Annotated in this window: 18 protein-coding genes and 1 riboswitch; of the genes, 5 read left to right on the top strand and 13 right to left on the bottom strand. The window is 45.3% G+C overall.

Features of this window, described 5'->3' with window-relative positions:
- Nucleotides 1-230: 230 nt before the first annotated feature.
- Complete coding sequence (locus ACWNM1_RS12285) at nt 231-755, bottom strand: hypothetical protein (RefSeq protein ID WP_449601135.1); 525 nt, start codon at nt 753-755, stop codon at nt 231-233.
- Nucleotides 756-815: 60 nt separating this feature from the next.
- Nucleotides 816-1322 (bottom strand): DUF948 domain-containing protein, encoded by a 507-nt coding sequence (locus ACWNM1_RS12280; RefSeq protein WP_076285482.1) that lies wholly within the window; start codon nt 1320-1322, stop codon nt 816-818.
- A gap of 188 nt (nt 1323-1510) precedes the next feature.
- On the opposite strand from ACWNM1_RS12280, the gene ACWNM1_RS12275 reads away from it, so the two are divergent.
- Both ACWNM1_RS12275 and ACWNM1_RS12270 read left to right on the top strand, forming a co-directional pair.
- On the top strand, nt 1511-1678 hold the full coding sequence (locus tag ACWNM1_RS12275; protein WP_042131050.1) for a DUF1328 family protein: 168 nt from the start codon (nt 1511-1513) through the stop codon (nt 1676-1678).
- Between the two features lie 125 nt (nt 1679-1803).
- Entirely contained in the window at nt 1804-2178 is a 375-nt protein-coding gene (locus ACWNM1_RS12270; RefSeq protein ID WP_449601134.1) for a hypothetical protein, read from the top strand.
- 236 nt (nt 2179-2414) lie between these two features.
- On the opposite strand, the gene ACWNM1_RS12265 is transcribed toward ACWNM1_RS12270, so the two are convergent.
- Together ACWNM1_RS12265 and ACWNM1_RS12260 are read right to left on the bottom strand one after the other, a co-directional pair.
- A complete protein-coding gene (locus tag ACWNM1_RS12265; RefSeq protein WP_449601133.1) occupies nt 2415-3491 on the bottom strand; it encodes a C40 family peptidase in 1077 nt (358 codons plus the stop codon).
- A 201-nt stretch (nt 3492-3692) separates the two neighbouring features.
- Entirely contained in the window at nt 3693-4562 is an 870-nt protein-coding gene (locus tag ACWNM1_RS12260) for a cation diffusion facilitator family transporter (RefSeq protein ID WP_042191865.1), read from the bottom strand.
- A 124-nt stretch (nt 4563-4686) separates the two neighbouring features.
- Between ACWNM1_RS12260 and ACWNM1_RS12255 the strand changes: the two genes are divergently transcribed.
- A complete protein-coding gene (locus ACWNM1_RS12255) occupies nt 4687-4872 on the top strand; it encodes a hypothetical protein (protein ID WP_094872449.1) in 186 nt (61 codons plus the stop codon).
- Nucleotides 4873-5268: 396 nt separating this feature from the next.
- Here the strand turns inward: ACWNM1_RS12255 and ACWNM1_RS12250 are convergent, their stop codons facing one another.
- Nucleotides 5269-6894: an ABC-F family ATP-binding cassette domain-containing protein gene (locus ACWNM1_RS12250; RefSeq protein WP_094872450.1), complete on the bottom strand. Its 1626-nt coding sequence runs from the start codon at nt 6892-6894 to the stop codon at nt 5269-5271.
- Between the two features lie 156 nt (nt 6895-7050).
- Complete coding sequence (locus ACWNM1_RS12245; RefSeq protein ID WP_449601132.1) at nt 7051-8016, bottom strand: MBL fold metallo-hydrolase; 966 nt, start codon at nt 8014-8016, stop codon at nt 7051-7053.
- A 246-nt stretch (nt 8017-8262) separates the two neighbouring features.
- On the opposite strand from ACWNM1_RS12245, the gene ACWNM1_RS12240 reads away from it, so the two are divergent.
- Nucleotides 8263-9399 carry a virulence factor gene (locus ACWNM1_RS12240; RefSeq protein WP_449601131.1) on the top strand — a complete coding sequence of 379 codons (1137 nt, stop codon included), beginning with the start codon at nt 8263-8265 and terminating at the stop codon, nt 9397-9399.
- Between the two features lie 102 nt (nt 9400-9501).
- Nucleotides 9502-9707: riboswitch (Lysine riboswitch) on the top strand.
- Between the two features lie 201 nt (nt 9708-9908).
- Nucleotides 9909-11387, top strand: coding sequence for an amino acid permease (locus ACWNM1_RS12235; protein ID WP_449601130.1), 1479 nt, complete (start codon nt 9909-9911; stop codon nt 11385-11387).
- Between the two features lie 365 nt (nt 11388-11752).
- On the opposite strand, the gene ACWNM1_RS12230 is transcribed toward ACWNM1_RS12235, so the two are convergent.
- From ACWNM1_RS12230 to ACWNM1_RS12200, 7 genes are all read right to left on the bottom strand, one after another.
- Entirely contained in the window at nt 11753-12892 is a 1140-nt protein-coding gene (locus tag ACWNM1_RS12230) for a transglutaminase domain-containing protein (protein WP_449601129.1), read from the bottom strand.
- Between the two features lie 140 nt (nt 12893-13032).
- On the bottom strand, nt 13033-15414 hold the full coding sequence (locus tag ACWNM1_RS12225) for a glycoside hydrolase family 95 protein (RefSeq protein WP_449601128.1): 2382 nt from the start codon (nt 15412-15414) through the stop codon (nt 13033-13035).
- A 115-nt stretch (nt 15415-15529) separates the two neighbouring features.
- Complete coding sequence (locus ACWNM1_RS12220) at nt 15530-17287, bottom strand: ABC transporter substrate-binding protein (RefSeq protein ID WP_449601127.1); 1758 nt, start codon at nt 17285-17287, stop codon at nt 15530-15532.
- A 146-nt stretch (nt 17288-17433) separates the two neighbouring features.
- On the bottom strand, nt 17434-18339 hold the full coding sequence (locus tag ACWNM1_RS12215; RefSeq protein ID WP_042131063.1) for a carbohydrate ABC transporter permease: 906 nt from the start codon (nt 18337-18339) through the stop codon (nt 17434-17436).
- A 65-nt stretch (nt 18340-18404) separates the two neighbouring features.
- The gene (locus tag ACWNM1_RS12210; RefSeq protein ID WP_231574304.1) at nt 18405-19340 is read right to left on the bottom strand and encodes an ABC transporter permease; all 936 of its coding nucleotides are present in this window, start codon (nt 19338-19340) and stop codon (nt 18405-18407) included.
- Between the two features lie 709 nt (nt 19341-20049).
- Nucleotides 20050-21594 carry a response regulator transcription factor gene (locus ACWNM1_RS12205; RefSeq protein WP_449601126.1) on the bottom strand — a complete coding sequence of 515 codons (1545 nt, stop codon included), beginning with the start codon at nt 21592-21594 and terminating at the stop codon, nt 20050-20052.
- Complete coding sequence (locus tag ACWNM1_RS12200; RefSeq protein WP_449601125.1) at nt 21591-23378, bottom strand: sensor histidine kinase; 1788 nt, start codon at nt 23376-23378, stop codon at nt 21591-21593. The genes ACWNM1_RS12205 and ACWNM1_RS12200 overlap by 4 nt, the downstream gene beginning before the upstream one ends.
- Nucleotides 23379-23410 lie beyond the last annotated feature (32 nt).

Below are 23410 nucleotides of genomic sequence, written 5' to 3'. Positions count from 1 at the left end.
TCACCTCACACGAATAGTATTACGAACGTAAAATTCTGCGACTCATTACCTATATCATACGCTATTTAAATGTGTTATTTCTATTTTTAATATATGTAAATATAGTAATAGGTTCATTTACGCCTTCAGCAAAGTAACCTCCCGACCCACTACATGTAGTGGGTCGGGAGGTTACTCTATGGTAAAGACAGCCTATGTTTATTAACCAAAATGATCAAAAGTGAAACATATTAAGAAGAAATACTATCAAATAAATCAATACCTTCAAATTCACCTGCCAAATTTCGATATATTTTGAGCGCATTGTTTCCTCTCATATATACATCACCATCTTCAGCAATAAAATACGGTTTACCCAAGGTCGATTGCACATTATCCTTCACGGGATCAATTCCCACCCCATTTACCTGTAGACCAAACTGCTGTGCTTGAGAAGGTGAGACATGCACATACAGTACAAACCCCTCACCAACACCCACTGTTACATCTGCGTATTGGTACTCCTCTGTCCCTTGCAATGGATCATTTGTTACCGCCAGCGGATTGCCCTTGGCCAGAAGCAATTCTCCCTTCGTAGCATATAAAGCGACACCTTGCAGTGAATCAAACCGATTTATAGCAGGGCTCGTTTCTGAGGAATGTTCAAATGTAAGAACTGTCTTAGGCTGATCACTAAAAGTTGAGATAGGCGTCAACTGTGGAGACGCATCAAAGTATGGGGAAAGTAGACTAAACAAGAGTATGATAATGTTCATGTTGTTATCCCACCTTTCTTATCTGCAGCCGCCATTTACAGAGGACTTGCTGCCTTAACTTTAATGACGGAATTTTTTCCAAAGAGTTGCAGCTACATCTACACTTTTTAACACAGTAGCTATTTTCCCCGGTGCTTTCTCGTTATTAACAGCATCATAAGAGTTTACCGTACGTTCCTCAGCTGGAGTCAGCGGAGCTTCTTTTATGGATACCCCCTTGCGCTTCTCCCTCAATTCATGTGATTTACGATATCTCTCAATCACAGTTACTGAAACTTGCTTAACGGTTAAGGTTAACTCATTCATAACTTCTCCCAAATTCTTCACAGAATCTATGACAGGATCAATCTTCTGAATTTTATTCTGTACATCAGCGGTAATTTCATTTGCATGTCTGACTGTAGTCTTCACTTCATAAGTCAGTTCATCCATCGTCTTCTGCACTTCCACCAAGGTCTGGCTTACTTTGTCGAGAGATTGCTTCGCTGACTGCAAAGTCTTAATTAGAAAGAAAACAAGTATTGCGAATGCGATAGCAACGAGAGCTACACTAAGTTCAATGATCATATTCATAACCCCTTCCAAATCTCATAAATAATGGCTAATCAGCCTTGTATACTGCATAGTTACCCCTGCTGCCATATGCCGAAACAATCTGTCGAGCGTTGTCAAAACTCCCTGCTCCCCTTTGTTTCAGAATCAAAGTTCCCGTTTATACAATGACTACAAATCAAAAAAAGGATAGGTGATATGTAATGTTAAAATGGTCCGCAATTCTGCTAGTTGTAGCTGTAATCGCTGGTATCTTTGGTTTCTTCAATCTTGTAGCAGCCGCTGCTGGTCTTGCAAAGATACTATTCTTCGTATTCTTGGTTCTGTTTGTTGTTTCCCTCTTCACGGGACGCAGAGGTAGATCGATGTAGCCTCCTCCCATATCTATCCATATATCTTATTCATCATGCAGAAAGTATAGGTCATTCCCACACAGATGTCACTTGAGAAAATAAGAAATTTTTTGAAGTTAGATCATAATGAGGAGGAACTTAACATGAAAAAATTCGCCAGCATTACACTTGCCTTGGGACTTATGGCTTCAATAGCAGCTACAGCATCAGCCGCAGAGGTAACAGGGACAACTACAGATTCAACGACCGCAACTGGAAGCACTTACACAACATCATTTGAAACGATCATTACCCCATCAGATATTACTCCAGCCACACCACAAATTGTTCTAACCGAAAAAACAGCTTTCCACTTTTCAGTTGGCAGTATGATTCCCGCAGGCTGGCTTAGCGCTCAAACGCTTGATACCACAGGTGAAGTGATTACGGATACCTGGGGCAATGAATGGAGAGAAATCTACACTTGGCTAGGAAAAGCGTGGGTAAAGGTTCCTGTTGCTGCCAATGTAATTATGTAATTAGTACAGAAAAGATGATAACAAGCATAAACGCTTTCGGCGTCCCTATAAGGACGGCAAGTGTTTAAGCGAGAAATATAAGGATAATTTATAGAACGGAACATATAAATTCTTATATTTACAAAAAGCTACCCCCTCAGTAGATCATTCTACTGAGGGGGTAGCTTTTGCGCTTACGCCGCCTTTGTTCACCCGTCACAAACATGCGATGCTGCCGCTTCTGTATACCTATATAATTATCGGATGACCGATCCCCCGAAGAGGAAACGATTCGTCCAAGAAGCGCTTAATTTATCTACTTTCACCCCGCCTGAAGCAACTGAATACGTATGGAGAACTTGTCCATCTCCTAGATACATAGCAACATGCGATATTCTTGCCTTAGATTTGTCGATCCCTTCATACGCTGAAGCGGAGTTCCCTTTATAATCCATAAAGAACATTAGATCGCCGCGTTTCAAACCGGAAGTAGACGTAACTACCGTACTATTCGATTTCACCCAATCTCCCTGTTGACGGGAATCAGCAGGCAGTTTCAAATTCACAGCATCCATGAAAATTTGCCGGATAAAATCAGAACAATCGAAGGTGCTTGTATCATATCTGCTGGAACCAAACTCATAAGGTGTCCCAAGATAGCCCATACCTGCTGAGATTACGCTCTCGATTTGGGCAGAAGCCCCAGGTGTAGAAATAGGTGGTACTGGTGCTGGCGGCGTTGGTGTTGGCGTTACCGTCCCAGTCCCCCCATTATTAGCGAACGAAGTATATTGATCACTTGAACTTATATATCCAATGCTACCATCAGAGGTTTGAATTTGATACCAGGAGCTGTTAGGCTGTGCCAGAAGCTGTACTTGTTCCCCCTTCTTCAGAAGTCTTAGTAATTTTCCGCTTGTAGAAGGTGCAGTTCGAAGATTCACTCCGTACTTTATGGTTCCCGTTTGTGCTGAGGGTGCTGAGGGTATACCTACTGATGATGAATTTACGCTGATATACTTATCATCTGCACTTGTATAGCCTACGGATCCATCCGCTGCTTTCACCTGATACCAATAGCTATTCGGTTGTGCCACAATCTGCACTTGATCTCCCTTTTGCAAATACTTCACTACTTCTCCACTTGTAGAAGGTGTACTGCGAAGGCGAACACTTGCCTCGATGACCGCTGTTTGACCGGCTGCTGCTGCCATAACTGAATTTGATGGACTTGAGGCTGCTGCTGCATTTCCAGGAGCAGATACTCCTAAACCTGCAACAATTGCAGCTGAAACCAATAAGGATGCTGTTAATTGCTTATGTGATTTAATCATACGTTCCCCCAATACCATGATGAGATTTCAACAAAGGTGTGTACTACATTCCTTTATGCCCTCATTATAGGCTTGCCCGGGATTTGGAACATGCTCCAAATTGCACATATAATCATGCCACTTTATGGTAAAACACAGGACTAAAGTCTTGAATCCTCCTTAAATATGTTTGTTTTTTCCTTAAAATAGAATTTTTCAAATTTAATCTTTAGGTTCCACATGCACCTGTACATTCATAATATTGTGTAGCTTGCTCATTCTCTCTTCAATGGAGTCACTGATCCTATGACCTTCCACCACTGTAATATTCGCGTCTACCTCCACTACAACATCCACGTGTACATGATTCCCATGAACCCGTGCCTTCACATCTTTAATCCCCTCTACTCCCGGTGTTCGAGCAATCGTACTACGTAGATCCATCAATCTATCTTCATCAAAGCCATCCGTAAGCCGGTAGGTCGAGTCACGAAAAATATCCCAAGCCGTCTTAGAGATAATCAGTCCGACAACTACTGCCGCCGCAGAATCAATCCATGGCAGTCCGAACTGAGCACCTACAATCCCAACAGCAGCACCTATACTAACCATAGCATCGGAAAAATTATCTTTCGCCGCTGCCATGAGTGCACTACTATTTATCTGCTTAGCCAGCCTTTTGTTGTATATGTATACTCCCATCATTGCTACTGCACACACTAGAGCCACACCAGCAGACCATAGCTGCGGGGTTTCCTTTGCACGATCGAAAAAGGACCGCACCGCCTCCACAATCACTTGAATACCAACTACCGCCATAATAAATGAAGCCAACAATGCAGCTACTGTCTCTGCCCGAAAATGTCCATAAGCATGGTCAGAGTCAGGTGGCTTCCGCGAAATCTTTAGACCAACCAACACGGCTGCAGATGCTACGATGTCAGTTAAATTATTGACACCGTCCGCGACCAATGCACTAGAGGCGAATAGATAACCGCTAACCAGCTTGAATGTCGATAAAATGAGGTAAGCCGCTATGCTAACCCAAGCGCCACGCTCGCCTTTACGTATATCTTCGTAAATATCAACCATTTTGGCTATCTCCTCGTTTTCTGTTTTGTTAGAAAAGAATTCTTTCAATTATTCTTGCCCTTGTAGCAGCATTTAAAAACAATTAGAATAAAGTGAAGGACTTGCTTCAAAGGAGGTTATCATAATGAGCGAAAACAATGAAAAAGGAAAAATCAATTTAGCTGAAGCTATCCGGCAAAAGCTGGAGCAGAAGAAACAACAATCTTCCTCTAAACCTGGGTCAACTTTCCAGGCCGGATCCGCTAAACCCCTAAAAAGTCAGAATAACAAAAAGCCTAGCAACCAACGCCGTCGTACCGGCGGATCCTAGTACTATTTTATAAACATAAAAGGCTGCGTATCCCTCAGGGACAACGCAGCCTTTTATGCTAATAGCCACACACGTTGCATAGTCCACGATATTCAAAAGTAATTAAGGTTGCGACTGACTATAGGGAATTCCTCCTTATAAATACCTAGATTTTGCTTAAAAAAGGTACTTATACGGAAAACCTCCCTATAAAAGTGCGTAAAGCAATCGTTTCGATATAAAATCGGCACATTATAGGGAGGAATTCCCTATTGCACATCCGTAGGAACTGTTCTAATCAAAATATAGGGATAAATTGTCTATATTACTAAATATAAAGAGCGAAACTTATAATATTCTTGCATTTTAAATAAAACAGCTGCCCTTATCTCATCGGATTAGGACAGCTGTTTCAATTTATACTTCTACCGGATACATGCGTTGGCGCATTTCCTTAATTTCAGGATTTTCTAAATATTCATCGTATGTCATCGTGCGATCAATTACACCTGTAGGTGTGATCTCAATGATACGGTTAGCAATCGTTTGGATGAACTGATGGTCATGGGAAGTGAATAGAATAGTCCCGTCGAAATCGATCAGTCCGTTATTCAGTGCCGTAATGGATTCCAGATCCAAGTGATTGGTAGGTTCATCGAATACAAGTACGTTCGCACCGTTCAGCATCATCTTCGCCAGCATACAGCGAACCTTCTCGCCCCCGGACAATACGCTTGCTTTCTTCAGTGCTTCTTCTCCGGCGAACAGCATCCGTCCAAGGAATCCACGTAGGAACGTCTCATCTTGATCTTTAGAATACTGACGCAGCCATTCTACGAGATTCATGTCCACGCCATCGAAATAGCTGGAGTTGTCTTTCGGGAAATAAGCTTGAGTTGTAGTGACTCCCCATGCATATTCACCTGCATCCGCTTCCTGCTCACCCATGATCACATCAAACAGCAGTGATTTAGGCTGGGAGTAAGGACCCACGAAAGCAATCTTATCACCTTTGTTAACTACAAAGCTGATTTCATCAAGAACCTTCTCACCTTCAACCGATTTGGTCAATCCGCTGATCGTCAGAAGCTGCTTACCTGCTTCACGTTCAGGTTTGAAGTTGAGGAACGGATATTTACGGTTAGAAGGACGAATGTCATCCAACGTAATTTTCTCGAGTTGTTTCTTACGAGAAGTCGCCTGTTTAGACTTGGAAGCATTGGCCGAGAAACGCTGAATAAAGGCTTGCAGTTCCTTGATCTTGTCTTCCTTCTTCTTGTTCGAATCACGCTGTAAAGCTTGAGCAAGCTGACTGGACTCGTACCAGAAGTCGTAGTTACCAACGTACATCTGGATTTTGCCAAAATCAATATCCGCAATATGCGTACATACTTTGTTCAGGAAGTGACGGTCATGGGATACGACGATAACAGTACCTTCATAATCCATGAGGAAGTTCTCTAACCAGCCAATCGATTCTAGATCCAAGTGGTTGGTAGGCTCATCGAGCAGGAGGTTGTTTGGACGGCCAAACAAGGCTTGTGCCAAGAGTACCCGTACCTTCTCATTGCCGCTCAGTTCGGCCATTTTCTTATCATGCAGTTCACGCATAATGCCAAGACCGATCAGCATAGCCGCCGCATCCGGCTCTGCATCCCAGCCATTAAGTTCTGCAAATTCGCCTTCAAGCTCACCGGCACGTAGACCATCTGCTTCCGTGAAATCAGACTTCGCATAAAGCGCGTCCTTTTCTTTCATGATTTCATAAAGACGAGTGTGACCCATAATTACTGTTTCAAGTACCGGGAATTCATCGTACTCGAAATGATTCTGCTTCAGAACTGCAAGGCGTTCACCTGGTGTTATATGAACATCACCCGTGTTCGCTTCAATCTCCCCAGACAGAATTTTCAGAAAGGTTGATTTACCAGCACCATTGGCACCAATCAAACCATAGCAGTTACCAGGGGTGAATTTTATGTTTACATCTTCGAAGAGAGCGCGTTTTCCGTAGCGGAGTGTTACGCCGCTTGTGCTAATCATTACGCATTACCATCCTTTTCACTTTAGGGTTTCGGCTCATTATAGCATAAAATCAGTGCAAAAATCCCGTGAAATAGGCATTTAAGCTGATCTCTCTCCTACGAAACTTATTCCAACTGTTTTACGGCGACAACTTTTAAGAAGGGATTTTTTCAATTATTCCCCAGATGTGCGATTTTCCTTTTGTACGACCAGTGTTTCTCCATAACCGAGTGTACGAATTCTTTCCTCCGAAATCGCCTGTTTAACTCGGGCGTTCTCCATGCGATCCAGTGCTTCCCGGGCGGTATCATCAGCAAGTCTGAAGGTACCGTAATGCATCGGAATCATGGTCTCCGCCCCTACATCTAGGAAAGCTTGAATGGCTTCCTCAGGATTTACATGCTGAGAGGTCATGAACCATTCCGGTTCATAGGCCCCAATCGGCATAAGCGCGATATCGATCTTATAACGACTTCCGATCTCCTTAAAGCCAGGAAAATAACCGCTGTCCCCAGCGAAATAAAGATTCGGAGAAGACTTCTGATTTCCGGAATCAGCGGGCTCCAAGATGTACCCACCCCAATGAGAAGTATTCGTATCCCATGGCGTTCTCCGCGTCCAGTGCTGGGTAGGCACAAAACTAAGCTTGATCTTACCTAGCTTAATCTCCTGCCACCATTCCATTTCCACACAGTTGTGGAACCCTTTACGAAGCATTTTTCGCTTCAGACCAACAGGAACTACAAGCGTTGTCCCTGCCCGATATAATTTGCGGATAGAGGCGATATGCAAATGGTCATAATGAGAGTGCGAAATTAGAATCAGGTCAGTCGGTGGCACTTCGCTAAGTGGAATCCCAGGTTGTCCCAGTCTTTTCTCAAAGCCTAGCCTTCTCGCCCAGATGGGATCTGTAATGATATTCATCCCTTCATATTGAAGGAAAAATGTTGAATGCCCAATCCATGTAATGGTAGACTCCAGTCGATTCTCAGACAGATAAGATAATCTGGGCGGCGTATTCGGTACAACATATGAATAGTCCTTCTTCTTGCGACGACGCTCCTCACGCCACTGGCGAAATTCCTTTAATGATTTATCGGTACTTACATTATCTACGTTATGGTAACGAGTTTTAGGCATACAACACCTCTTCTACAGAAGTTTACCGAGCAATCCTAGCTTTAGCGAATATACTACAACAACTATATTGAACAGCAGCGTATTTTGCAAAATATACAAATAGCATGATAAAAGTTCGCCCTTTTATTCATCACAATGGCAGACTTTAGCGAAATAATAGAAGAGTTCTTTTGGTTTCACGCCAGAAATGAGATAATATGTGTATAAAGTATGGCGGTGCATATACCGTTCAAGGGGGAGCTACGTATGAAGATTACTTTTATTGAACCGACTCCAAGTCCAAATACGATGAAGCTACATTTGGACGAAAGTTTAGAACCCGGAATTCGCAGAACCTATACTCCAGAAAGTGAGCGTTCCGCACCTGCTTGGGCACGTGAAATGTTAACGATACCGGGCGTTATTAGCATTTATCATGCTGCTGACTTCGCAGCACTTGAGCGCAAAGGCAATGCCGATTGGGCAGCCATTCTAAGAGAAGTTCAAAGCCGCTTCGGGAGCAACGAAGGTGTAACTGGAGATTGGAGCCTAGCTGACGAGAATGCCGGTGCTCATTTTGGGGAAGCGCAGGTCTTCGTCCAATTGTTCCGCGGAATTCCGATGCAAATCCGCGTCAAAACGGGCGCGAATGAAGAGCGCATATCCTTAGCTAACCGCTTTACTAAAGCGGTTATGGATGTGGCTAGCGCCGTGATGATCAAAGAGCGCAAGCTCACCGATTACGGCGTGCGTTATGGCGAGCCCGCGGACATTGCGCGCGAGGTCGAGCAAGAGATCGAGGCAGCGTATCCGCAGGAACGCCTCGAATCCCTCGTGCAGCAAGCCATTGCGCACGGAGCCGAAGGTGAGTTCGTCGAGCAGAGACGGACTCGCACACAGGATGAGCTGCTGCGAGACCTGAAGCATGAGGATTGGCGCGTGCGCTACGCCGCGCTAGAGGATCTTACGCCGACGGCGGAGCTCCTGCCGGAGCTTAAGGCGGCGCTACACGATCCCAAGCTGCATATTCGCAGGCTTGCGGTCGTGTATCTAGGCGACCTTCGCACGCCTGAGGCGATGGAGCTGCTCTATGAGGCGATGGCTGACAGCGCCCCAGCCGTAAGACGTACGGCTGGCGATACGCTATCCGACATCGGCGATCCTGCCGCCACGCCAGTGATGACGGCGGCGCTAACAGATAAGAGCAAGCTTGTCCGCTGGCGCGCGGCTCGTTTCCTTTATGAAGTCGGCACATCCGAAGCTCAAGACGCGCTCACACTTGCTGCGGATGATCCAGAGTTCGAGGTTGGCCTTCAGGCCAAGATGGCTTTGGAGCGCATCGCCTCAGGTGAAGCTGCAGCGGGCACCGTCTGGCAGCAGATGTCAGAACGCCGCCGCAATTAACAGTGAAGTACCTGATTTTGTCATTGCTTGAGATGTAAACTTGCTTTATACTAATTCCTGTTGTTTATAAATGAATGAAGTAAAGATAGCCTCGTCATACTAGGATGAGGTAGAGGTCGCGGATATAAAGAGTACGCGTGTGGAGACGTTAGAGCCGTCTATGAATCACGCCGAAAGGAATATCTGCCGAAGCTTGTGCTGTAGCTCTTACAGCGGTGCAAGCTGGGGCCGTTGCCGAAAGGCACGGAACTGTCACATTGTATAGCCTGCGTAAGTAGCAGACTGCAGTGTGTTGCGCTATCTTCACAGGGAGTATGATGCGGAGCTGTATAGATGGAGGCCGCAGACATAGTTTGCGGCTTCTTTGCGTTTACAGAATTTGTATGTTTCGTACAGTCATCCATAACCTTCTGGAAATCACGAAGTATACCTCCCGTTTTGCGGGAGTCAGCAGCTCAGCACTCCCCGTTCATGAACAGTAAGATTAGATCATAAGGAGTGTTATATTCATGCAGGGCAATCAGCAAAACCCAGCGCAAGGCAACATAAATCAGCCTGCGCTAAAAAAATCGTTCAAAGCAAGACATTTGACCATGATCGCGCTTGGCGGATCTATTGGTACGGGTCTGTTTCTAGCCAGCGGCGGCGCTATCGCTTCAGCAGGACCTGGTGGAGCTCTTCTTGCTTATACCGCTGTGGGTGTAATGGTTTATTTTCTCATGACTAGTCTTGGGGAGCTCGCCACCTATTTACCGGACTCCGGGTCTTTCAGTACCTACGGTACTCGTTTCGTCAGTCCCGCCTTTGGCTTCGCCATCGGGTGGAACTTCTGGTATAACTGGGCGGTTACGATTGCAGCAGAGCTATCAGCGGCTACCGTCATCATTAAATATTGGTTCCCGGACAGCCCTTCCTTTCTCTGGAGTCTGGTGTTCCTACTACTGATGTTCGGTCTTAATTTCCTATCTGCTCGTGGCTACGGGGAATCAGAATATTGGTTTGCCATTATCAAAATCATTACCGTTATCGCCTTCCTCGTTGTCGGTGTACTCATGATATTCGGCATTATGGGTGGAAAAGCCGTAGGCTTCAGTAACTTCCAAATCGGGGGCAGCTCCTTCCACGGTGGCTTCTTCGCCTTCGTCGGAGTCTTTATGGCAGCCGGATTCTCCTTCCAGGGTACCGAGCTAATCGGCGTTGCTGCTGGTGAGAGCGAGAACCCACGCCGCAACGTTCCGATTGCGATTCGCCAAGTATTCTGGCGTATATTAATCTTTTATATCCTTGCTATATTTGTAATCGGAATGTTGATTCCATATACGAATCCAGATCTTCTGCGTGGAGGCATCGATGACATCGGAGTCAGTCCGTTTACGATCGTGTTCAATAAAGCCGGGCTTGCAATTGCTGCATCCGTAATGAATGCCGTCATTCTCAGCTCTGTACTGTCGGCAGGGAACTCTGGAATGTATGCTTCCACCCGTGTCCTGTATGCAATGGCTAAGGATGGCATGGCTCCGCGCGCACTGGGTAAGCTCAATCGCCGTGGTGTCCCTGTTGGCGCTTTGCTAGTAACTACGGCTGTCGGAATGCTCGCCTTTCTCGCTTCATTCTTTGGTGACGGTGCCGTATATAACTGGCTACTGAACGCCTCTGGTATGTGCGGATTTATTAACTGGTTGGGTATTGCGGTCTGCCATTACCGTTTCAGACGTGCTTTTATAGCACAAGGGCATTCGCTAGATGAACTACCTTACCGAGCTAGATGGTTCCCATTCGGACCTATCTTTGCCTTAGGACTTTGTATTGTAGCTATTCTCGGTCAGAATATGGGCGCCTTCTCAGGTGGAAATATCGACTGGTATGGTATCGCCGTCTCCTATATCAGCTTGCCGCTGTTTGTCTTGATCTGGGTCGGCTATCGCTGGTTTCGGAAGAGTAATATTATTCCTTTGGATAAATGCGACCTAAGTACTCACCCAGAATAAAATAGACTCAAAAGTAACTTTGAGCAACCTGAGTGGTAAAATATTGTTGAAATGCAAATGAAGGAGCTAAGCAGTCTGTAGACGCTTAGCTCCTTCATTTTTGGCGTTTCCTACAGCAAAGCTAGGTGAGAGGAATTAAGGAAAATATCCTTAGAATTTCAGGGAGGGATTCCCTGATGATTAGTCTTAAGAGCTGAAATCGCTGAATTTCAGGGATATTTTCCTCAATTGTTAATCAGCGGTAATCCAGTTTGTAGGCATCAATGAAGTAACACACAAAGAGACTCACAAACAAGAACCATTAAAAATCAAGGAATATCCCGCAGCCATTCAGGCTTCTGGGATATTCCTTTTATTATATAAATCTATTCCCAAGTCACAAACACTTTGAGATCGCCCGTATTGTCAAAAGCAGAACTGGAGTAAGATACATCCTCTAGCCCGAGCTTATATAGCTCCTGCAGGTCATTCTTAAGCTTGGTCCCACTCCCTTGATAACGGAATAATATAGACACCTCACCGGAGGCAATTGCCTTATTCGCTAGTCGAGTCAGATCTTCTACCGAACGTACAATTAGCTCCTCGGAATATAGCTCATAATTGAGATCCTTCTGAAGCTGTTTATAGACAGCCGCATTCTGTCCTCCACGCCCCACAAGCGCAGACAAGGTCTTATGATAACCTACGGAAGCTGCCGGATAAGACTTCGTCCAGCTATGGTCCTGACGCATCTGCGCATCCGTTCTCAAGTAGTATGCTGTGCTAGCCACACCTACTTTATCAGGTGTCGGGTCATCCCAAGTCGTGTCGAGATGATACCACCGTCCATCTAACAACACAAGATTCCAGGCATGCAACTGGCTACGTCCTCCAGGCTGTTTGGCTGTACCCTCAACGATTTTATTCGTGAATCCAGCCTCCTTTAACAGCTTATAGGTCAACAGCGAATACCCTTGGCAAACGGCGCTGCCACTCTTCAATCCTTCATAAGCCGTATATTTACGATACGAAGTGTCATACTTCAGATGAAGCACAACCCAATCGTGGATAGCCTTCACCTTCTGATGATTGTTCATGCCCGGCGTTATGATCTTCTTCAGCGCAGCCTTCACTTCTTTGTTTACAAAAGCCGTCTGCTCCAGCGTCTCCAAATATTTCACTTCCACCGTAACTTTTACAGAGCTTGCGCTTCCTCGATAAGTATATCCGTAGCTGTCTATAATGTAATACAAATAAGGGTCACTAGCCATCGCTTGATCCAGAGCCGCTTGTATTTTCGTTTTCAAATTTGAAGCTTTGCTCTCATAAGTAAAAGTAATGGTCTCCCTGCGGTTGTTCATTGCACCCGTTAGCTTCTGCGCCACTTCATTTACAGAACGAAGGGTGGGTGAACTCGAGGCCGCATAAGCCTGACCCCAGCCCCAATAAATCATCGGTGGAATAGCAGCGAATATAATTACTCCTCCCAGAATGATCTTTACTAATGTGAAGCGTTTTTTCCACATATATATTCCTTTCCTCCGGCTCCATAGACTTATCATAAACCCTACCATTTAATAGATAATGAGCGCTTGGGCAAAAAAAGACTGCTCCCTGTAGAAATAATTCTACTCTGAGAACAGTCTATATGCTAGACCGATGTGTTTTATTCGCTTAGTGGTGTAATGATATAGGTCTCTCCGATTACAGTTTCAAATTCCATCTCTATCCCTATTCGTGAACCATCTGGTCTTTGAATGAGTAAAGACTCGCGACTAACAATTCTACATAGCTGTCCATGAGTAGAGGTCAGTTCTGCCTTCTTTAAGCGCCCCTCGCTCCATTCTATATTTGTGATAAAGCCGCCTCGTGCTACCAAGCCTTTCACACTACCTTCAGACCATTCTTCTGGAAGAGCGGGTAATAATTCAAGCCCTTCCTGATGACTCTGCAAGAGCATCTCAGCAACTCCGGCCGTAGTTCCGAAGTTACCGTCAATCTGAAATGGAGGGTGATTACCGAATAAATTCGGCAGACTTGAATCTTGCAAAATACGACGTAAACAGCTATACGCACTCTCTCCATCCTTCAAACGCGCATATAGATTAAGTAGCCAGGCTGCACTCCAGCCCGTGTGTCCGCCCCCGCCTTCCAAGCGCTTCTTAAGCGATAACGCTGCCGCCTCCGCTAGCTCTGGTGTGGAGGAAGGACTAATTACATTCCCAGGATATAAATCATACAAATGGGAGACATGGCGATGCCCAGGCTCTTGTTCAGCAAAATCCTCATTCCATTCACGAATACGCCCGTCCGGAGCAATCCTCGGATAAGCGAGCCGTTCCTGCTTCTGCTTAAGTTCCTGACGTAGCTGGGCATCGGTATTCAAAATCTCAGCAGCCTGAATACAATGCTTAAACAGCTCAGCGATCAGCGATAAATCCATAGCTGAGCCAGCTGAAACACTGCATGGCGTGCCATCAGCGGTCAAGAATACATTCTCCGGTGAGGTAGACAGACCCGTTGTCCATCTTCCATCAGGCAGCTCTACCAGCCAATCCAGACAAAATAACGCGGCTCCCTTTAACAAAGGATAAGCTGTGTTTCGCAAATATTCCTCATCTGGACGGAAAGCGTAACGCTCCCACAATTGGCGAGAGAGCCAAACCCCTCCCATTGGCCAAAATGCCCACATCGCCTTGCCGTCTGACGGAGACGTCATACGCCACAAATCTGTATTATGATGCACCGTCCAGCCACGTGCGCCATAATGAATATTTGCTGTACGGCTGCCAACCACACTAAGCTCCATAATAAAATCGATTAGAGGTTCATGGCACTCGCCCAACCCGCATAACTCGGCTGGCCAGTAATTCATTTCAGTGTTTATATTGGTCGTATAATTGCTGTTCCATGGCGGCTGGAGATAGGGATTCCAAATCCCTTGCAGATTCAGAGCTTGCGTCCCCGGCCGCGAGCCAGCAATCATCAGGTAGCGGCCATACTGGAACAGCAGCGCTTCTAGCGCAGAATCTGCCTGCCCTTCGCGGTACCGTGCTATTCGCTCATCCGTGGGAAGCTCTATCCGAGGGGAAGATGCAAGCGTCAACTCCACGCGGCGGAACAAGGACTGATGATCCTCTAGATGGCGCTTCTTCAGCTCCGCATATCCCGTTGAGGATAAAGCTAATTGCTCTAGGCACAACTCCGAAGGCAGCTTACCGCCGCTTCCTGGCATCCGGTCATACCCGGCATAATCGGTTGCTGCAGCCAGACGGATGGTAATGGAGCGCGCACCTGAAACCGACAACATGCCGTTCTCAGCATCACATTTGCCGCCATCTGTACGGATCTCCATTGCAGCGGCAAAACTTATGCCAAGACCCTCTTCGTATAATACGGGACGCGGATGATCTCCTACATAATTATCAGCCACATGCGATGGAGCACGGCCGGTCATCATCAGCGCGCCATCCGGAGTGATCTCTAGTCGAATAGGATGCGGCGAAGTCAGTGCCACTGAGAAATCCGGCAAAATACCCAGCCCCTCTTTCCCCTCTGCACGAATATGAATGACTATAAGTCCATCCGGTCTGCTGGCCAAAACTTCGCGCACAATCCTTACATCACCAGCAGTATAGGATACCGTAGCAAGCGCTTGATCCAAATCAAGCTCCCTCTGATAATCCTCTACAGGACCAGCAAGATTGAACTTCATTCGCAAGTCTCCGAGCGGTTGATAGGATTCAGTCCGTCTGCCTAACATCTTGGAATCTACCAGCGCTTCCGCTTCCTTGTATTTCCCCTCTGCCACTAATTGTTTGGCCGGAGCCAAATGACGCAGCGCCTCATAATTAGCTGTATCCCGCGGAAAGCCCGACCATAAGGTGTCTTCATTTAATTGAATTAGTTCTTCTTCCGTTCCGCCAAAGATCATGCCACCCAAACGGCCATTACCCACTGGCAGTGCCTCTTCCCATACATCTGCAGGCTGCTTATACCAGAGCTTATACCAGAGCTTATGCCGCCCAGTGTTCTTACTTTCTTCCACGTAAATTCCTCCTATCCTGTAATTACAGATGAAAACAAATCGGCGGGAAGCCCGGACTTTCGTTCGGACTTCCCGCCATCTTCATGCTTTTATTTTATTAACCTTAATTCAATAATTACTCATTCCAAAGTTTCACGCGTTGTTTAACCAGCTCTTCACGTAAATCTTCAGCTTTTGTTACACCAGCTTTATCGAGTTCAGCCATGTAAGCATCCCAAACTTTGTCGAAATCAGCTGGTTTGGACAAGATGGCTTCAGGAATTCGTTTCCAACTGATATCCTTCAGCTTGTTGTCGAGAACGACAATTTCGCTATCCCCAGGAATCGTGATGTTCCATGCCGCACCCCAAGGTTTAACTTTGAATTCATCTTCATTTGGGAAGAGGTCTTTCCAAGTTGTTGCTTTATAAGCAGCAAGTGTTTCTTTTTCAACTGCATTGTAGCCTACTGTTACTTGCTCAGGGAAACGAGTTGTATAGTAGTTTCCAGTTGGATCCAATACGCCGTCACCATAGTGAGCGCTAAGCAGAGCGTAGTTTGATCCGACATTGCCAAGTCCTGTTTCTTTTTGGAAATTGGTAGTGTCATTATATTTACGGTTGTTCACATCTTCAGGAATGACGCGTTTGCCGTCAACTACGTTGTAATGCTTGCCCTCGATACCCCAGTTAACCAATACTTGACCTTCATCGGAAGCTAAGTAGTCCAAGAATTTAATTGCACGTACCGGATCTTTAGCATCTACGCTGATCCCAATACCGTTACCACCCATAAAACCTGTAGGCCAGAAGGAAGTTTCTTTGTACTCTTCAGACAGGGTTACTGGATAGTGTCCGTATCCTTGATCAAGCTTACCTTCAGCCTTCAATGCTCTTTCTCCATCGCCATAACCCCAGTCTTGGTCGATCAAACCAATAACACGGCCGGTAGCGATTTTCGCTTTGTACTGATCATACTTTTGAACGAAGCTTTCCGGGTCAAGCAATCCGATATCGTTCATATGGTTGAGCCAGCGGAAATATTCTTTCTCAGCAGGACGACGGAAGTGATAAGTTACTTCTTGTGTGTCGATATCGATTGCATATTCACCATCATCAGGAGAGCCTGTAGTAGTGAATGCTGGGTTAGTTACTGTAATGTACATGTACCAATCATCTGCATTTAGGGTCAGACCGATGTTTTTGTTACCATTTTCATCGGTTGGATGTTTTTCCAGGTAAGCCTTGATTACGTTCTCATAATCTTGGACAGTTTTAATTGCAGGATATCCCGCTTCTTTAACAGCACGGTGCTGCAGTTCAAATCCGCCGCCAGCATCAAAGTATTTGTTATCCACACCTGCATACGTAGGGATAGCATAGATCGCGTGGTCATCGTCACTGTAGCGTGAGCGTTTCATGCCTTCTTCGCCTAATACTTTTTTAATGTTCGGAGCATATTTTTCAATTAGATCTGTCAGATCAAGCATTGCGCCTGCATCCACCAGCTTGCTTACGTCGGTCTTGGCACTGATCAAATCCGGATAATCACCACTCGCTGCGATCAGCGCTACTTTCTGAGCTGGGTCACCAACCGCGTATTCAGCATTCAAGGTAACTCCTGTTTTTTCCGTAATCGCTTTACCTACTTCGTCTTGCATGCCTGTCCAGTTTGGGTTAGGGTCAGCACTGAAGAAAGTCATCGTGAGCGGAGAAGTATCCTCAACCGCATTGGCTGAATTAGCCGAGTTACCCTTATTTGTTGCATTTCCAGCTGCATCTCCAGCTGCGTTATTGCCGTTGTTTCCACCACAACCTGCGAGCATGCCGAGCATCATAATAGAAGTGAGTGTAAGTGCAGTTGCTTTAGCTTTTATTTTTCTATTATTCCCCATTACATAAACCCTCCTTAAAATTGTTTATCTATCGTATCACAGATAAATCCTGTTAATACTTATCCCAAAACTTCCCACAAGAAAAGAAAACGGATACAAAACACTCTTAAAGCTTAGGGGAGACTATACTCCCCTGTTAGCTGTAATTAGCTCTTCACAGCGCCAAGTGTCATACCTTGAACAAAGTACTTCTGAATGAACGGATACACCAACAAAATTGGCACGGTTACGACAATCGTAATCGCCATCTTGATAGACTCTGGAGAGACCTGATTCGAAGCTAGAGAAGCAATGTTGGAGCGATAATCGCCTCCATTGCCACTGGTTGTACTCTGCAGAACCTTCATCAGTTCATATTGCAATGTCGTCAGATGAGGACTTGAACCATTATACAAATACGTATCAAACCATGCATTCCATTGACCTACCGCTAGGAACAGTGCGATTGTTGCTAGCGCCGGTTTCATCAGCGGCAGGATGACACGCCAGTAAATGGTAAAATCATTCGCTCCATCCAGCTTCGCCGATTCCTGCAGTGCATACGGCAGGCCGTCAATAAAGGAACGGATAACGAAGACATTAAAAGCACTAACCAATCCAGGCAATACGTAGACTGCAAAGCTGTTCATCATGTGCAGATCCTTGATCAGCATGTATATTGGAATCATTCCTCCAGAGATATACATGGTCATCGCCAAGAATGTGGAGACGAACTTGCGGCCTGCAAAATCAGGACGGCTGATCGTAAATGCTAGCATCGAGGCACTGATCAGACCGAACAAAGTACCGACGACAGTCCGCAAAGCAGATATTTTAAACCCGGTGATCAGCCCTGAGAAACTGAAGATTTTCAAGTAATTGTCCCAGGTAAATTCCCGAGGATAGATGGTGATACCGCCGCGCACACTATCCACTGAATCATTCAGCGAGATCGCAAGCACGTTCAGAAACGGATAGATTGTGATTACAACCACGAACAGTATTACAAAGTATACAATGAAGTCAAAGATCCGGTCTGACCACGACTTTCCGGTGATAGCTGTATTTCCCACTGTAACGCTCTCCTTTCAAGAAAAGGGCAATTTTGCTGCCACGATTGGTAGAAGGGCCTTCTGTGTTACAGAAGGCTCTCTTTAGTTGTACGTTTGAAGATTCCATTAATCGTAAACAGCAGGATTACACTGATCACTGAGTTGAATATATTGATCGCGGTACCGTAGGAATATCTCGCCATGCCTAGTCCATATTTCAGAGAATACAGATCCAACACTTGAGAATAGTCGGTAACGAGGTTGTTTCCAAGCAAGAATTGCTTCTCAAAGCCGATATTTAGCAAATTACCGATCGACATAATGAGTAGTACTGTAATGGTCGGGCGGATACCAGGAAGAGTAATATGCCATACCTGGCGGAGCCTGCTGGCACCGTCCACTCGAGCCGCTTCGTACAGTTCAGGTCCAATACCCGAGATGGCCGCAAGGTAGATGATCGCATTCCATCCGGTTTCTTTCCACACATCAGATAAAGTAACGATTCCCCAGAAGAGATGGCCCTGAGCCATGAACTGGATAGGTGAGTCTATAAATCCAATTGTTAACAAGAGATCGTTTACAAGACCATTTTCGCTAGATAACATTTTAGTTACAATTCCCGCTGCAACCACCCATGATACAAAGTGAGGCAAATACGAGACGGTCTGAGCAAAACGTTTAAAAAATCCAAGACGCAATTCATTGAGCAATATTGCAAACGTTATCGGAAAGATAAAGCCTGCGATGAGGCCCATTCCGCTCATCGCCAGCGTGTTACGTAATGCCAGTAGGAATTGCGAATCGCTAAACAGTGTCTTAAAATGTTCAAAGCCTACCCATTCTTGTTCAAAAAAGCCACGTGCGGGCTTGTACTTTTGAAAAGCCATCGTCCAGCCCCATAATGGGAGATAACTGAAGACGAATGCCCAGATTACAAAAGGTATCGACATCATCCACAAATACTTTTGATTCTTAAAGCTTCTCCAAAACCGTCCTCCTGAAGCAGGCTTTTTGTTGCGCATTCGGGTGTCCGGCGGGATTTGAGCAGTTACTGTGTCCGCTTTCATAAAGCCCCTCCTCTCTATGCCTTAATTCTAAAACTTTGTAAGCGATTGCAGTACCCTATAAATTCGACTTAAAATCAGTGAAAATTAGAGATTTTTGTCCGGGGTGAATTCTCATTTCGGCTCATCGACACAGGGGGGCTAATGCTGCTGGCCTCTGCATTATTCTTTTGATATGGTTCATAAAACTATCTGCTGGATGTTGGTCGCTACCGCGGAACATTAAGACTTCCGATCGCTGCTTCTTCGAATTTTTCAACTAGGCTTCTGGTAACAGCCACTACGAGGAATTTTGGACTTCCGATCGCTGTTATCCTCAGATTTCTTGATTTAAACCGCTTTTCGCGGTAGAAATCCGAGGATAGCATATGCTTTCGAAGCGAGCTTTTCTACGAAAAGCTTTCGGGCGAACGCTCCGCTTCTACAGTTCCAAAAATCCCTCTTCGCTCATTTACCAGCAGATGTTTAGAACCCTGATTCTAAAGAAAATGCATTAGCCCTCCACCCGTATAAGCTTAAGCAGGTGTCTATTTAACTACATTAATACTTCACCACGTACAATTGGTGGGAGGTAGGGAAAACAAAAAAAAAAGACCTGCGGCTGTGATTCAGATAAACATCTGATCCACAGCCGCAGGTATATCAAACAAGAACACCACACCAAACCTTAAATACTTTTACGATAAGAAGTTGGTGAGATTCCTACATATTTACGGAACTTAGCGTTGAAATAATCAGGGTTCATATATCCTACCTTCTCAGCCACCTCGTATACTTTCATACCTTGCGTCAGAAATTCCTTAGCCTTCTCAATCCGCACTTTGTCCACGTACGTATTAAAATATTCCCCTGTGGTGTTCTTGAACATTTTACCGAGATAAGCGCTGTTGTAGCAGAATAACTCGGATAAGGTCTCCAGCTTTAGGTTCTCATTGTAGCGTCGGTTGATTATTTCTGTGATCTTCTTAATTTCATTTCCACGCCCACTGGTCATCTGACTCGCAATTTCTTCGAGAAATGAGACAGCCTGATCCTGCAAATCAGACAAATAATAACTTTGATAAAGCTCCCCTATCGGAGGGGAATGCTCTGCTGCATAGGTACGAATTTCTGGATACGTAGGCTCCAGACGGGCCAGCACAGTACTAAGGAGCCTCACAAAGGTCTCTTTAATTCGCAATTCATCACTGCCCGCAGATATAAGTTCAGCACAGATGGTTTGCACTATCGGTCGGATCGCGCTCAGACTTCCGGTTTCTACTGCAAGCAGCAGACGACTCTCCGTCTCCTGATCCTCTTCAGTCTTCTCCTTCATCTCCATCAGAAATCCTGAAGGATCTGTACTGATGATGATCCCCTTCTTGAAGAAGAAGGAACGTCTTAACAGTTCACGTGCTGAATTAAACGATTCTCCTGCTATTTCAGGTCGAGGTACTACTCCCCCCGCTACTGCAATGAAGTCGTAACCCCTTGGTTCTATCACTGCAGATAATCCCTTATATAATTCTTCCCGCTTGCTCGCGCTCTGGTCCGGGTCCTTCATAAGAATCCCCAAATACTGCGACAACGTAAAGAATGAAGCATTAGGGTGATTACTAAAATGCTGTTCCATCACTGTTTTGATTTCCCGTAGATCCTCATCGTTTGCACCAGCTGTTTTTCTTAACTCCATGAGGATGACTTCGTAATTGCCCTGTTCCAGTCCTAGTGCATTCACATGTCTGCTAAGGTTCTCCTCCTCCAGTTCTTCCTCTAAAGTTGGCTGCATAAGCGCTCGAAGTAAAGTTTCCCTATTGCGAGCGGGCTCCTCCTCATTCCAGTCACTGAACCGCTGCTCCTGCTCGATCGTTTCATGTAGCTGTTCCAGACATACGATCATCTCATCCTCATCCACTGGCTTCAGCAAATAGCCGTCGATCCGATAACCAATCGCCCGCTTAGCATATTCAAAATCAGCATGTCCACTCAAAATGAGTACATGACTTTCTGAGCCTTCTTTGCGAAGCTCACTAATCATTTCCAGACCATCCATTCCAGGCATACGAATATCAGCAACGATCAGTTCCGGGTAGAAGGTATGATACTTTTCAAGTGCTTGCAAGCCATTAGCTGCTGTAGCTACTACCGTATAACCGAGCTTCTCCCATGGGATCAGACTTCGAAGTCCTTCCCGTAGCTTCGGCTCATCATCGACAATCATCACTTTTATCATAGATTGTTGTCCTCCATTGGTATGCAGAAGAAAATAACCGTTCCTACATTAGGTCTACTTTCAATCGTTAGCCCATATTCTGCGCCGTAGGATAGTTTTAGCCGGTCATGTACATTACGAAGTCCAATTCGCTCACCTTCACGCTCTTCCTTACGCTCAAGCGTGTTCAGTAATTCCTCCAGCTGAATTGGAGATATTCCTACTCCGTTATCTGTAATCGTAAATTTAGCATGATCCCCAACTTGTACAACTTCCACCGTCACAAATGCACCTTCCATCTTATTATCCAGTCCGTGGATTACTGCGTTCTCAACAAGTGGCTGAATAAGAAGCGGGGGCATATAAAGAGATTCAACGGCAGGGTCTACAGTAAATTGATATTTCAACCTCTCCTCATAACGGAATTGCTGAATATCCAAGTAACAACGTACCACTTCTAATTCCTGACTAAGCAAAATTTTACTTCGGCCTACCTCCAGGCTACTGCGCATCATTTTACCTAGAAGACGTACCACACGGGCAATTTCCACTTGCCCCTTCATGTGAGCTTCCATCCTAATCGCTTCTAGTGCATTGAATAAGAAATGCGGGTTAATCTGGCTGGCCAGCATTTTGAATCGTATATCATTTTGTTTCTGTTCCAGCAGACTATTCTGAGCATTGGATTCCTGTACCTCATACATCAAATCATTAATGCTGCGTACCATGGAATTGAATTGACGAGCTAACAGGGCGATTTCATCCTTGCCATCCATCTTTAATGTCGTATCAAAATCCCCAGTACTGACTCGGTTAATATGTCTGCTTAAATGCAGCAATCGTCGCGAAAACAACGAGGAGAAGCTATATATAATTAAAAAGGCCAATAGAACACTTATCGCAACCACAGTAATCGAAAGCTTAATCACTTGATTGGGTTCTTTAACTATACTTTCAATCGAAAAAACAGATATAATTCGTAGTGCATTTCGGCTGGCTTGTGGTTTAAGCTCCTCGATCACAATTTTGGAAGCTTCACCATCTACTACTGCTTCATAGCTTCCACTTCCCTGCCCCAAGAGCTTCGTGTCAAAAGAAACATCCGCCAGCTTTTTACCTGTCCGATCTTTCCGGTTCGCTGCAATGATATTGTCTTGATCATCGACGATCATGGTATCAAAAGATTCCTGGCTTAGAATGGATGTAAGCTGCTGACTGTTCACATTAATAACGAGCACACCGATCTTACTGGAGCCCTCCAGCTCAATTTTGCGGACAAGACTTAAATAATTCCGCTTATCACGCTCATCTTCGATATATTCCCAACCGACAAGACTATCGTACCGCTGTGCTCTCTGATACCACTGGCTCTCCTTAATCTCAGGTGAAGGATTGATCAGCTCCCAGTTGTTAAGCAGCGTAGCGTTGTCAGTGTATAAGCGAATGTTGGATATATCTTTATACAACCTTAGATACTCACGCATATCCGAGTAATCGCGGTAAGCTTCCACCACATCATAAGTGCTAACATACTGACGTATGGCAAGTCTCTTCAACCGTGCATCATTGCTCAAGCGATATGCGATATCTTGAGATACACCGATGACTTCTTCTGTTCTTTTCTTTACCCGATCTACGTTGATTGAAGCTTGTTCCAGTGCGCTCTGAAATGCCATGGTCCTCATCTCAAACGTAAGATAACCGCCTACCAGCAATACCGGAAGTAACGTGGTGAGTAAAAAAGCAAGCAACAGCTTATTGCGGATTTTGATGTCATTCAACAGCTTAACCATCCATTGGAACATGGCCTTCCGCCCCCCAAAACCTTCACTATCTC

The sequence above is a fragment of the Paenibacillus sp. Marseille-Q9583 genome (assembly GCF_976954365.1).
The sequence above is the reverse complement of the archived record's forward strand: the minus strand, read 5'-3'. Positions and strand labels throughout refer to the sequence as shown.